We start from the raw sequence: 12,660 nt of genomic DNA, 5'->3' as shown, positions 1-12,660 counted from the left end.
GGCTTCGGGGAAGAATGGAGCGGGCCGCCGGTTCGATGGTGGAGCAGGCCCTACCGCCGGCTGCCACGCACCCGGTGGACGAGATCCCGGTACGCCAGCCCGCTCTGCTTGATCGTCCGCGCCTGCGTCTCGCGGTCGACCCGGACCAGGCCGAGCCGTTTCGCGTAGCCGTACGCCCATTCGAAACTGTCCAAAAAGGACCACGCGAAATAGCCGCGGACATCCGCGCCCGCCTGTCGCGCGGCGGCCGTGGCGGCGATATGCGCGGACAGGTACGCGGCGCGGTCGTCGTCGCGGACGAAACCGGTCTCGTCGGGGACGTCGGCGAACGCGGCGCCGTTTTCGGTGACGTAGAGCGGCAGGCCAGGGTAGTCCCGGCCGATCCGGACGAGCAGTTCGGTGAGCTTGTGCGGCAGGATCTCCCAGCCCAGCGCCGTCGACGGCGCCCCGAACGGGACCTTGCGGAACGACGGCAACCCGAAGTGCTCGACCGCGTTCCCGTTCTCCTCCACCCCGGAGTACCGCGTGCCGAAGTAGTAGTCGACGCCGAGGAAATCGAGCGGTGCCGCGATGATCGACGGATCCCAGGGCTCGGACGGCAGGCGGATGTCCTGGCGCGCGAGGGTCGCGAGGACGTCCTCCGGATACCGGCCGTGCACGAGCGCGTCGAGGTAGAACCGCGTCCCCAGCCCGTCCTCGAAGCGGGCGGCTTCGCGATCGGCCTCGCTGGGCGTGGCCGGGTCGGCGGTGCTCAGATTGAGCGTGATACCGAACTTCGTCCCCGATGGCGCGAGTTCCCGCATCCGCCGCACGGCGAGACCGTGGCCGAGCAGCAGATGATGCGCCGCCGCCATCCCCGCCTTCGCGTCCCGGCGGCCGGGCGCCATCACTCCGTGGACGTAACCGTGCATGGCCGTGCACCACGGCTCGCTCAGCGTGGTCCAGTGGCGGACCCGATCGCCCAGCCGCTCGAACACGAGCATCGCGTAGTCGGCGAACCGGACGGCGGTGTCGCGCGCGGGCCAGCCGCCCGCGTCTTCGAGGTGCTGGGGCAGATCCCAGTGGTACAGCGTCAGCCAGGGATCGATGCCGTTGTTGAGCAGTTCGTCGACCAGCCGGTCGTAGAAGGCGATCCCGGCGGGATTGACGCCGCCGCGCCCGCGCGGCTGCACACGGGGCCAGGAGACGGAGAACCGGTAGGTGTCGACGCCGAGTTCCTTGAGCAGCGCGATGTCGGCGGGCATCCGGTGGTAGTGGTCGCAGGCGATCTCGCCGGTGTCACCGTTGTCGACCGACCACGGCGACTGGGCCCAGGTGTCCCAAATGGACGGTGTTCTTCCGTCTTCGGCGACCGCACCCTCGATCTGGTACGCCGAGCTGCCGACGCCCCACCGGAAGTCCGGCGGCAAGGAGCCGATGAGCTCGTCGTCCCCCGTCATGACCCTCTTCCCGCCTTATTTCACCAGTTGATACATGGCGGAGGCTAAGGTCGTGGGGCATCCTGGAAAGGTCCGCCGCCATAAGATGGGTATCCGCATGCCTGCCAAGCGCACCACCGTCCGTGACCTGCGGCGGCACAACCGTTCCCTCCTCCTGTCGAAACTCTACTTCGACGGCCCGCTCAGCCGCCACGAATTGAGCGGTCTGACCGGTTTGAGCGCCGCGACCGTCAGCAACGTGACCGCCGAGCTCGGCGAAGAACGCCTCATCATCGAGGCCGGTCTCGTCGAGTCCGACGGCGGCAGGCCGCGTGTCCTGCTCCGGGTCGACCCGGCGTACGGCCACGTCGCGGGCGTCGACATCGGCGAGACCGGGGTGAAGGTCGAGCTGTTCGACCTCGCCATGAACCGGCTCGCCACCGTCGAGCACCCCCTCGCCTCCCGGCGCCCGGACGCGGCCGCGGCGGTCACCCAGGTGGCGTCCGGGCTCCGGGAGGTGATCACGGAATCGGGGATCGACGAGGCGACCGTGCTCGGTGTCGGCGTCGGCGTCCCCGGCACCGTCCACCAGGGCGAGGCGCTCCGCGTGCACGCGCCCACCATCGGCTGGAAAGAGGTCCCGCTCACCGACCTCCTGCGCGCGGAGGGCGTCGAGCTTCCGCTGTTCGTCGACAACGGCGCGAAAACCCAGGGCCAGGGCGAAATGTGGTTCGGCGCCGGCCGCGGCGCCCGGCACGCGGTGATCGCCCTGATCGGCTCCGGGGTCGGCGCGGCCGTGATCACCGACGGCACCACCTACCGGGGCTCCACCAGCAGCGCGGGCGAATGGGGCCATACGACGATCGTCTACGGCGGTCAGGAATGCCGCTGCGGGGCACGCGGCTGCCTGGAGTCCTACGTCGGCGCGGAGGGTGTCCTCGCCCGCTATCGCAAGGCGCGCGGTGGAAAGACGGCCTCGGACGACGACGAGCAGACGCAGTTCGCGGCCCTGCTGGAGTCGGCGGGCAAGGCCAAGGCCGCGGCCAAGGTGCTGGAAGAGACCGCGGGCTATCTCGGCGCCGGGATCGGCAACCTGATCAACCTGTTCAACCCGGAGCGGATCGTGCTGGGCGGCTGGGCCGGGCTCGCGCTCGGCGAACGGTACCTGCCCGAGATCCGGCGGGTGGCCGGCGAGCACGCGCTGGCGCACGTGTTCGACCAGACCGAGATCGAGCTCGGGCAGCTCGGGCCGGACGCCGTCGCCATAGGAGCCGCCACCCTCCCGGTCGCCGCCCTCCTGGACCAGGGCGCGGACCCGCGGACGGCCGGGTCGAAGCGGGGCACCGCCGCCTGACCTTAATTCGAGTTCGAAAAATACGTCTTGTCGCAGTGGTAGAGACCATGCATACTTTGTTGTCAGGCACAACAAAGTGGTTCTGCCAGCGCTTTCCGTTCTCCCGCGCGTCCCTGCCGCGTGGGGTCCCCAACGGTCAGAGAGGCGACAACGATGTCCATCTCAACTCGTTTCCGCTGGGCGGCGCTCCTCGCCGCCGGCGTTCTCCTCGGCTCACTCCCGGCCACCGCGCAGCCCCCGGCCGCCGAGGCCGCGGTCATGGCCGCGACCTTCACCGACGACTTCACCGGGCCCGCCGGCGCGGGTATCGACACCTCGAAATGGCATTTCGAGACCGGCGACAACGTCAACAACCACGAGCGGCAGTGGTACACGTCCGGGACGAACAACGCGGCGCTCGACGGCCAGGGCAACCTGGTCATCACCGCGAAGAAGGAGAACCCCGGCAACTACAACTGCTGGTACGGCCGGTGCGAGTACACCTCGGCGCGGCTGTCCACGCAGGGCCAGTTCACCCAGACCTACGGCCGCTTCGAGGCGCGGATGAAACTGCCGCGCGGACAGGGGATGTGGCCCGCGTTCTGGATGCTCGGCGCCGACATCGGCAACGTCGGCTGGCCCAACAGCGGCGAGATCGACATCATGGAGAACGTCGGCTTCGAGCCGAACACGGTGCACGGCACCCTCCACGGCCCCGGCTACTCCGGCGCGGGCGGTATCGGCGCGGCCTACAACGGCCCGAACTTCTCCGACGACTTCCACACCTACGCCGTCGATTGGGCACCGAACCAGATCAAGTGGTACGTGGACGGGAACCTCTACCAGACCCGCACCCCAGCCGATCTCAACGGCAACCGCTGGGTCTTCGACCACCCCTTCTATCTGATCCTGAACCTCGCCGTCGGCGGCTACTGGCCGGGTGACCCGAACTCCAGCACCGTCTTCCCGCAGCGGCTCGTCGTCGACTACGTGCACGTCAACTCCAGCGACACCGCCGGGCGCACCGGGCGGATCACCGGTATCGGCGGCAAATGCGTCGACGTCGCCGGGGCGAACACCGCCAACGGCACCCCGATCCAGATCACCGACTGCAACGGGAACGCCGCGCAGAACTGGACCGTCGGCGGCGACGGCACGATCCGCGCGCTCGGCAAGTGCATGGACGTCTCCGGCGGCGGAACCGCGGACGGCACCGCCGTGCAACTGTGGGACTGCAACGGATCCGGCGCGCAGAAGTGGGCGATCAGCGGCGCGCGCGACATCGTGAACCCGCAGGCGGACAAATGCCTGGACGCCACCGGGAACAGCTCCGCGAACGGGACCAGACTCCAGATCTGGACCTGCGGGGGCGGCGCGAACCAGAAGTGGACGACGCCGTGAAACGGCTGCCGCTGCTCGGCGCCGCGGTGATCGCGGCGGCCACCCTCGTCGCGACGCCGGCGCAGGCCGCGGGTGAGACGGTGAACATCTGGCTCACCACCACGAACGACTCGCGCGGCGTGAACGTCACGCGCGGGCTCCAGCAGCAGTCACCGATCACCTTCGCCGCGGGCACCGGAACGGGTCAGCAGACCATCACCGTCGACGAGAACACCACGTACCAGCAGTTCGAGGGCGCGGGCGCGTCGTTCACCGACACCGCCGCGTGGCTGATGAAAGGCAGTGGCGCGCTGTCGCAGGCGACCCGCGACGAGACCATGCGGAAGCTGTTCGACCCCGTTTCGGGGATCGGCGTCAACTTCATCCGCAACCCCCTGGGATCCTCGGATCTGGCGCGGTTCAGCTACTCGTTCGACGATCTCCCGGCGGGCCAGACCGATCCGAACCTGGCGAAGTTCTCGATCGCGCACGACCTCGACAGCATCCTGCCGCTGACCAAACAGGCCAGGGAGATCAACCCGGCGACCAAGGTGATGGCGTCGCCGTGGAGCGCGCCGCCGTGGATGAAGGACAACGGCGATTTCAAGCTGGGCTGGCTGAAAGCCGAGTACTACCCGGCCTACGCGCAGTATTTCGTCAAGTACATCCAGGCATATCAGGCGCAGGGTGTCCCGATCCATTACGTGTCGGTGCAGAACGAGCCGACCTGCTGCGCGAGCTATCCGTCGATGAACTGGAACGGCGCCGGTCTCCAGTACTTCACGAAGACCAACCTGTTGCCCGCCTTGAAGGGACTGTCCACAAAGGTCCTCGCACTGGACTGGAACTGGGACAAGTACGCGGAATTCGGCGCGCCGACGATGGACGACACGGCGATCCGCACCGATCCGAACTTCGGCGGGATGGCGTGGCACGGCTACGGCGGCGACGTCGCCCAGCAGACGAGGGTGCACGACCAGTACCCGGACGTGCCCGCGTACAGCACGGAGCATTCCGGCGGGACCTGGGTGAGCCATCAGCAGGCCGAAGACATGGCGAACATCGTCGACTACACGCGGAACTGGAGCAAGAGCTTCATCAAATGGAGCCTCGCGGTGGACCAGAACATGGGGCCGCACAACGGCGGCTGCGGCACCTGCACCGGGCTGATCACTGTCCACAATGGAGACTCGCGGCACGGGCAGGTCGATTACACCGTCGAGTACTACACGATGGGCCACCTGACGAAGTTCGTGAAACCGGGCGCGTACCGGATCTCGTCGAACGACAACTCCGCGGTGCGGAACGTCGCGTGGAAGAATCCGGACGGGTCGAAGGCGCTGATCGCGTACAACACCAGCGGCGCGAGCCAGAACGTGCGCGTCAACTGGGGCGGCCAGTCCTTCACTTACACGCTGCCCGCGTCGACGTCGGCGACGCTCACGTGGTCGGGGACGCAGTCGGGCGGCGGCGTCCGCACCGGCGCGATCACCGGACTGGGCGGCAAATGCGTCGACGTGGCCGGGGCGAACAGTGCCAACGGGACGGCGGTGCAGCTCTACGACTGCAACGGCTCGGCCGCGCAGCGGTGGTCGTTCCAGGCCGACGGCACGGTGCGGGCGCTGGGCAAATGCCTCGACGTCACCGGGATGTCCACCGCGGACGGCGCGCCGCTGCAACTGTGGGACTGCGCAGGCGGGCCGAATCAGCGGTGGGCGGCCAACGCCGCCCGCGACCTGGTGAACTCCGGCTCGGGCAAATGCCTGGACGCGACCGGGAACTCCTCGGCCAACGGCACGCGCCTGCAGATCTGGGCCTGCACCGGGGCCGCCAACCAGAAGTGGGTCACCCCCTAGCGCCCCACGCGTTTCGTCCTCTGAATGCGGTAGTTCGACTCCGAACTACCGCATTCAGTCCTCTGAATGCGGTTGGGAGCGCTCGGCGTAGGCCTCGACGAGCTGGTTTTCGGCGTCGGTGAGGTACTGCGCGAGAAGCTTTTCGGCGCCCAGGCCGTCGCCGGCCTCGATGCGCTCGAGGATCTCCGCGTTGCGCTTGAGGTACGGCTCGTGGAACCGCCGCGGGTCGGCCATCATGTGGAACACCAGCCGCAGCTCGGCCAGGATGCCGCGCATCAGCTCGTCGATCCGCTCGCTGCCGCTCAGCTCCGCGATCGCCGAATGGAACCGGATGTTCGCGGTGCCGAGGTCCTGCCAGCGCTCGCTCCGCTCGGCGAGCCTGCCGTCCTCGACCAGGCGCGCGAGCTTCGCGAACGTCGGGGGCTTCTCCGTCACCGCACGGACCGCCGAGCACTCGACGACCTTGCGCACCTTGTAGAGGTCCACGACGTCCTCGACGGGCAGCACCCGCACGAAGACCCCTCGATTGAGCTCGTGGGTCAGCAGGCGTTCGTGCGTGAGCAGCCGGAACGCCTCGCGCAGCGTGTTGCGGGAGACGCCGAGCGCCGAGCCGATGTCGTGCTCCGACAGCCGGACGCCGGGCAGGAAGAACCCTTCCGCGATGCGCGTGCGGAGGACACCCGCGACCCTTTCGGCCGTGCTGGTGCGGCTCACCATGCCGCGATCCGCTTCGAGTCCTTGAACCGAGGCAGGACCACCCTCCGCGATCGTCACGTGACCGATACTAACCGGCTACAAGAGTCCGAGCCAAGGATCCCCTTGTGGAATTGTTGAACAATCCCTACAGTGGCTTCCCATGTGACCCGTGCCACGATGGGATCCACCCTCTGGAGGTGCCGATGGACGCGACAGCCACTACCGAAGACACCCGCCCCTTCGCCTGGTTCCGCACGCTCGGTTCGCGAGGCCGCCGGGCCTTCGTCGGCGCCTTCGGCGGATACGGGCTCGACTCGTTCGACTACCAGACCCTGCCGCTGGGCCTGGCCGCGATCACCGCCTACTACGGCCTCTCCGGCGGTGAGGCCGGCCTGCTCGGGACCACGACGCTGGTGGTCTCGGCGATCGGCGGCATCGGCGCGGGCATCCTGGCCGACCGCATCGGCCGGGTCCGCACCCTCCAGCTCACCATCGCGATGTACACGATCTTCACCGTGCTCTGCGGGTTCGCGCCGAACTTCGAGACGCTGCTGGTCTTCCGGGCCCTGCAGGGCCTGGGCTTCGGCGGCGAATGGGCCGCCGGCGCCGCGCTGGTCGCGGAGTACTCGCAGGCGAAGTACCGCGGCCGCACGGTCGCCTTCGTGCAGAGCGCGTGGGCGGTCGGCTGGGCGCTGTCCGTCGTCGTCTACACGGTGGTCTTCAGCATCTGGAGCCCGGACATGGCGTGGCGCGTCATGTTCTGGACCGGCGTCATCCCGGCGCTGCTGGTGCTGTGGGTCCGCCGCAACGTCCAGGACGCGCCCGTCGCGGAAGCCGCCCGGGCCACGAAGAAGGAACGCGGCTCGCTGGCAGGCATCTTCAAACCGGACCTGCTGCGCACGACGTTCTTCGCCGCGCTGCTCGCCACCGGTGTCCAGGGCGGTTACTACACGCTCGCGACCTGGCTGCCGAGCTACCTGAAGACCACCCGCGGCCTCACCGTCATCGGCACCGGCGGCTATCTCGCGTTCCTGATCTCCGGCGCCTTCATCGGGTACGTCACCGGCGGCTATCTCACCGATCTCCTGGGCCGCAAGAAGACGTTCCTGCTGTTCTCGGTGCTGTCGGCCGGCCTCATCGTCGCCTACACGCAGATCCCGGCGGGCGCGAACACGCTCGTGCTGTTCCTCGGCTTCCCGCTCGGGTTCTCGATGTCCGCGATCTTCAGCGGGTTCGGCGCCTTCCTCGCCGAGCTGTACCCGTCGGCGCTGCGCGGGACCGGGCAGGGCTTCACCTACAACCTCGGCCGGGCCATCGGCGCGACGTTCCCCGCCGTGGTCGGTTTCCTCGGCGCGGGCGGCGCGATGGTGTTCGGCGCGGTCGGCTACGGGATCGCCGTGCTGGCCCTGCTCGGCCTGCCCGAGACTCGCGGCCGCGAACTGCTGTGACCACAATCGGAAGAGGAGGCACCGCGATGACCACCTTCGACGACCCGGCGACGTTGTCCCCCGGCGAGGCCCGCGCCCTGTTCCGCGCGGGCACGGCCCGCCCCACCACCGGCTGGGCGAACGGGTTCACCCAGACCAACCTGATCGCCGTCCCCGAGGACTGGGCCTACGACGTCCTGCTGTTCTGCCAGCGGAACCCGCAGCCCTGTCCGGTGCTCGACGTCAGTGACCCCGGCGACCCGTCGACCCGGCTGGCGCCCGGCGCGGATCTGCGCACCGACCTGCCGCGTTACCGCGTCTGGCAGAACGGCGCGCTGTCCGGCGAGATCGCGGACGCGAGCGGGCTGTGGCGCAGCGACATGGTCGCGTTCTCGATCGGCTGCAGTTTCACCTTCGAATCGGCGCTGGCCGCGGTGGGCATCCCGCTGCGGCACGTCGACCAGGGCCGCAACGTGGCGATGTACCTGACGAACCGCGAGTGCGTCCCGGCCGGGCGGCTGCGCGGGCCGATGGTGGTCTCGATGCGGCAGATCCCCGAAGACCGCGTGGACGACGCCGTGCGCATCACCCGCGGGATGCCCGCCGTGCACGGTGCGCCGGTGCACATCGGCGATCCCGCCGCGCTCGGCATCGCCGACCTCGGCAAGCCCGATTTCGGCGACCCGGTCGACGCGGCCCCCGGTGACGTGCCGGTGTTCTGGGCGTGCGGCGTGACCCCGCAGGCGGCGCTGATGGCCTCGCGGCCGCCGTTCGCGATCACGCACGCGCCGGGCTACATGTTCGTGACCGACAAACTCGACAGTGAGTTCAGGGTGGCCTGATGGATCTCAACAGTATTGATCTCAACAGCGACCTCGGCGAGGGTTTCGGCGCCTGGAAGATGGGTGACGACGACGCCATGCTCGACATCGTCACCAGCGCGAACGTCGCTTGCGGCTTCCACGCCGGCGACCCGTCGGTGATGCGGCGCGTCTGCGAGCGCGCGGCGGAGCGGGGCGTCGTCATCGGCGCCCACGTCGCCTACCGCGATCTGGCCGGTTTCGGGCGGCGGGCGATGGACGTCGCCCCCGCCGATCTGGCCGACGACGTGCTCTACCAGATCGGCGCGCTCGACGCGTTCGCCCGCGCGGCGGGAACGAGCGTGCGGTACGTCAAACCGCATGGAGCGCTGTACAACACGGCGGCGGTGGATCCGGAGCAGGCGGCCGCCGTGGTCGAGGCCATCCGGCGGTTCCGCCCCGGGCTCGCGCTGTTGTGCCCGCCGGGGTCGGAAATGGCCAAGGAGGCGGAAACGGCCGGGTTCCCCGCGTACGCCGAGGCGTTCGCGGACCGCGCGTACACCCCCGAAGGCCTTCTCGTCTCCCGGAAACAGCCCGGTGCCGTGCTTCACGACGCCGACGAGGTGGCCTCCCGGGCGGTCGCGATGGCGACCACCGGCAAGGTCGTCGCCGCCGACGGCACCGAGCTGGCGCTGCAGCCGCATTCGCTGTGCGTGCACGGCGACACACCCGGCGCCGTCGAACTGGCGCGCCGGATCCGCGCGGGGCTCGACGCCTCCGGTGTCCACATCGGATCGTTCCTCGAGGCCGCATGATGCGAGTGCTGCCCTATGGGGCGCGTGCGGCCATGGTCGACTTCGACGATCCGTCGGAGGTGCTCGGGCTGCACGCGTCACTGGAGCAGGACCCGCCGGACGGCGTCCTCGAACTGGTCCCGGCCGCGCGGACCCTGCTCATCCGGTTCGACCCCGGCCGGACCCACCACGACCGGCTCGCCGAAGACGTCCTTTACCGGTCCACAGTGGACATAAAACCGCGTGAAGCCGCCGAGATCGTCGTGCCGGTGCACTACGACGGCCCGGACCTGGCCGATGTCGCGGCCGCCTCCGGCATGTCCGCGGAGGCGGTCGTCCGGCGGCACGAAGACGGGACCTACGTCTCGGCGTTCTGCGGTTTCGCCCCGGGTTTCGCCTATCTGACCGGGCTCGACCCCGCGCTGCACCTGCCGCGCCGGACGAGCCCGCGCACCCGGGTGCCCGCCGGCTCGGTCGCCATCGCGGGCGAGTACACGGCGGTGTACCCGAACGCCTCACCCGGTGGCTGGCAGCTGATCGGGCGCACCACGCTGCCGGTGTGGGACGTCGAGCGGGAGCCGCCGAACCTGCTGGCTCCCGGCACCCGGATCCGGTTCACTTCATGACCGCGAAGATCGAAGTGCTCCGCCCCGGCGTTTTCACCACCGTGCAGGATCTCGGGCGACCGGGGCTGGCCGCGATCGGCGTCGGCCGGTCCGGCGCCGCCGACCGCGGTTCGCTGCGGCTGGCGAACCGGCTGATCGGGAACCCCGAGGGCCACGCGGCCCTCGAATGCGTTCTGGGCGGCCTCGCCCTGCGATTCCCGGCTCCGGCGACCGTCGCCGTCACCGGCGCGCCGTGCTCGATCACCGTCGGCGGACGGGCTTTCGGCCCCGGCTCTCCGATCCAGGTCGGCCCCGGCGAAGAACTCGTCCTCGGGATGGCTTCTCACGGTTTGCGGTGCTATGTCGCCGTGCGCGGCGGTATCGACGTCCCCGCCGTGCTGGGCGCGCGGTCGACCGACACACTGGGCGGACTCGGCCCGCCCGCGCTTTCGGCCGGGATGACTTTGCCGGTGGGGCAGCGGGCGCTCTCCCACCCCGGGGTGGATCTCGCTCCTCGTGCGCCCTTGCCGGACGTACCGGTCCTGCGAGTAACTCCGGGGCCTCGCGTTTCGTGGTTCGTTTCCGACGCACTGTCCACTTTGGTCTCCACTGGTTACGTCGCCACCGCCGACGTCGATCGGGTGGGTGTGCGACTGGCCGGTCCCGCGTTGTCGCGGGCACGTGGTGGCGAATTGCCGCCCGAGGCCGCCGTGCCGGGCGCGTTGCAGGTACCTCCTTCGGGGCAGCCGATCCTGTTCCTGGCCGACCACCCGGTGACCGGCGGCTATCCGGTGATCGCCGTGGTGGAGGAAGCGGATCTGGACCTGGCCGCGCAGGTGCGGCCGGGGCAGCGGGTGCTTTTCCGGCTGGTTTGAGGGTTTGGCCGCGTCGGCGCACTGTGTTCCGTCTTGGTGTTCCGGCGGCGCGGATTCCGATATTCCTTCTTGGCCGATTCGGACTTTCCGTCCGCGGGCCGGATTGATCACGTACGGAGTTCATTGAGCGCGATATAGTCTGAATATGCTATAGCACAGGTGTTCGATTCGGCGTAGCGTTGATCTTGTGTCCAGCGACGATGCCTCTCCGAAGACGTCCACCGAGTGGTGGCGCGTCGATACGGCGACGCTGCACGCCCGTAAACAGGAACTCGAAATTCAGAAGCGGCGGTTGGATGCCGAGCAGAACGCGATCCTCGCGGAAATCAACTCCCGTGGAGTGCGTGGCTGTAGTGGTCATTCGACGTTGGCGGGGTTGATTGTCGAGGATTTCCTGGTGTCGGACAAGGAAGCCAGTGCCCGCGCCGACCGGGTCCTCGCCCTGCACCCTGGCCCGTCGATCGGCGGCGATCCCGAACCACCCCTGGCTCCACTCACAGCCGAGGCTGCCGCGGAGGGCGCGATCGGCGGCGGCCAGATCGACGCGATCATCAAAACCCTCGCCCGGATCCCGTCTTCTGTGCCTGAGGAGGATGTGCGGGCTGGGGAGAAGATCCTGGTCGAGCTGGCCCGGCACGCGGGGCCACGGCAGATCGCCCGCGCCGGACGGCGCCTGCTGGACGAGCTCGACCCCGATGGGAAGGAACCCCGCAACGAGGACCCGAAGGAGACCCGGCCGGAGTTGCGGTTCGTGAAGCACCGCGACGGCACCTTGGGCCTCAAAGCCAGACTCGACCTGGAAACCTACGCCCGCCTCAAATCCGACCTCGACCCGATGGCCAAACCCCACAAAGCCATCGACGGCGTGCGTGACTCCCGCAGCCAGGACGAACGTTACGGGGATGCCTTCACCGACTACGTCCGCCTGAAAACCACCAGCCGTAACCTTCCCGGCCAAGCCGGGGAAGCCACCCACATCCTCGTCACCATGTCCTACGAGGATTTGATGAACGATCTCGGTGAAGCCCACCTTGATCTGGTCGGGCCGATCAGTGCCACCGACGCCCGCATCCTCGCCTGCGACGCCCGCGTCAGACCCGGCGTCCTCGGCACCGCAGGCGAACCGCTGGACATCGGCCGCTCCAAACGCACCGTCTCCCTGGCCCAGAAATACGCCCTCACCCTCCGCGACGGCGGCTGTGCCTTCCCGGGTTGTGACATGCCCGTCCCGCGGTGCACCGCTCATCACATTGTTTTCTGGCGACATCACGGCGAAACGAAAATCGACAACCTCGTCCTCCTGTGCACGAAACACCACCGGTTGATCCACCGCAGCGAATGGAAAGTCCAGATCGCCCAAGACGGACTCCCCGAATTCACCCCGCCCGCCTACCTCGACCCGACCGGGACACCGAGGCGCAACACCATGCACCTCAGGACATAGACCGCCCCTTGTCGGTGGCCGGAAACCGAACT

General features: G+C 68.9%; 11 protein-coding genes. 9 read left to right on the top strand and 2 right to left on the bottom strand.

Annotated elements, in window-relative coordinates:
* Positions 1 to 50 precede the first annotated feature (50 nt).
* Entirely contained in the window at positions 51 to 1,439 is a 1,389-nt protein-coding gene (locus MJQ72_RS13890) for a GH1 family beta-glucosidase (RefSeq protein ID WP_240599565.1), read from the bottom strand.
* An 85-nt stretch (positions 1,440 to 1,524) separates the two neighbouring features.
* Here MJQ72_RS13890 and MJQ72_RS13885 point away from each other — a divergent pair, with 85 nt between their 5' ends.
* From MJQ72_RS13885 to MJQ72_RS13875, 3 genes are all read left to right on the top strand, one after another.
* Positions 1,525 to 2,772: an ROK family protein gene (locus MJQ72_RS13885; RefSeq protein WP_240599564.1), complete on the top strand. Its 1,248-nt coding sequence runs from the start codon at positions 1,525 to 1,527 to the stop codon at positions 2,770 to 2,772.
* A gap of 153 nt (positions 2,773 to 2,925) precedes the next feature.
* Positions 2,926 to 4,152, top strand: a complete 1,227-nt coding sequence (locus tag MJQ72_RS13880; RefSeq protein ID WP_240599563.1) for a glycoside hydrolase family 16 protein — start codon at positions 2,926 to 2,928, stop codon at positions 4,150 to 4,152.
* Positions 4,149 to 5,987, top strand: coding sequence for a ricin-type beta-trefoil lectin domain protein (locus MJQ72_RS13875; protein ID WP_240599562.1), 1,839 nt, complete (start codon positions 4,149 to 4,151; stop codon positions 5,985 to 5,987). The genes MJQ72_RS13880 and MJQ72_RS13875 overlap by 4 nt, the downstream gene beginning before the upstream one ends.
* A 54-nt stretch (positions 5,988 to 6,041) precedes the next feature.
* Here MJQ72_RS13875 and MJQ72_RS13870 read toward each other — a convergent pair whose 3' ends face one another.
* Positions 6,042 to 6,704, bottom strand: coding sequence for a GntR family transcriptional regulator (locus MJQ72_RS13870; RefSeq protein ID WP_240601323.1), 663 nt, complete (start codon positions 6,702 to 6,704; stop codon positions 6,042 to 6,044).
* 182 nt (positions 6,705 to 6,886) lie between these two features.
* On the opposite strand from MJQ72_RS13870, the gene MJQ72_RS13865 reads away from it, so the two are divergent.
* The 6 genes from MJQ72_RS13865 (at position 6,887) to MJQ72_RS13840 (ending at position 12,628) form a co-directional block, all read left to right on the top strand.
* Positions 6,887 to 8,131 carry an MFS transporter gene (locus tag MJQ72_RS13865; protein WP_240599561.1) on the top strand — a complete coding sequence of 415 codons (1,245 nt, stop codon included), beginning with the start codon at positions 6,887 to 6,889 and terminating at the stop codon, positions 8,129 to 8,131.
* A 26-nt stretch (positions 8,132 to 8,157) separates the two neighbouring features.
* Complete coding sequence (locus tag MJQ72_RS13860) at positions 8,158 to 8,952, top strand: putative hydro-lyase (protein ID WP_240599560.1); 795 nt, start codon at positions 8,158 to 8,160, stop codon at positions 8,950 to 8,952.
* A 14-nt stretch (positions 8,953 to 8,966) separates the two neighbouring features.
* The gene (locus MJQ72_RS13855) at positions 8,967 to 9,725 is read left to right on the top strand and encodes a LamB/YcsF family protein (protein ID WP_240601322.1); all 759 of its coding nucleotides are present in this window, start codon (positions 8,967 to 8,969) and stop codon (positions 9,723 to 9,725) included.
* Positions 9,725 to 10,330, top strand: a complete 606-nt coding sequence (locus MJQ72_RS13850; protein WP_240601321.1) for an allophanate hydrolase subunit 1 — start codon at positions 9,725 to 9,727, stop codon at positions 10,328 to 10,330. The genes MJQ72_RS13855 and MJQ72_RS13850 overlap by 1 nt, the downstream gene beginning before the upstream one ends.
* Entirely contained in the window at positions 10,327 to 11,184 is an 858-nt protein-coding gene (locus tag MJQ72_RS13845) for a biotin-dependent carboxyltransferase family protein (RefSeq protein ID WP_240599559.1), read from the top strand. The genes MJQ72_RS13850 and MJQ72_RS13845 overlap by 4 nt, the downstream gene beginning before the upstream one ends.
* A gap of 187 nt (positions 11,185 to 11,371) precedes the next feature.
* Positions 11,372 to 12,628 (top strand): HNH endonuclease signature motif containing protein, encoded by a 1,257-nt coding sequence (locus tag MJQ72_RS13840; RefSeq protein WP_240599558.1) that lies wholly within the window; start codon positions 11,372 to 11,374, stop codon positions 12,626 to 12,628.
* Positions 12,629 to 12,660 lie beyond the last annotated feature (32 nt).

This window comes from Amycolatopsis sp. EV170708-02-1 (assembly GCF_022479115.1).
In the GTDB taxonomy this organism is placed as follows: Bacteria; Actinomycetota; Actinomycetes; order Mycobacteriales; family Pseudonocardiaceae; genus Amycolatopsis.
This window is presented reverse-complemented; position numbering and strand designations above follow the sequence as displayed.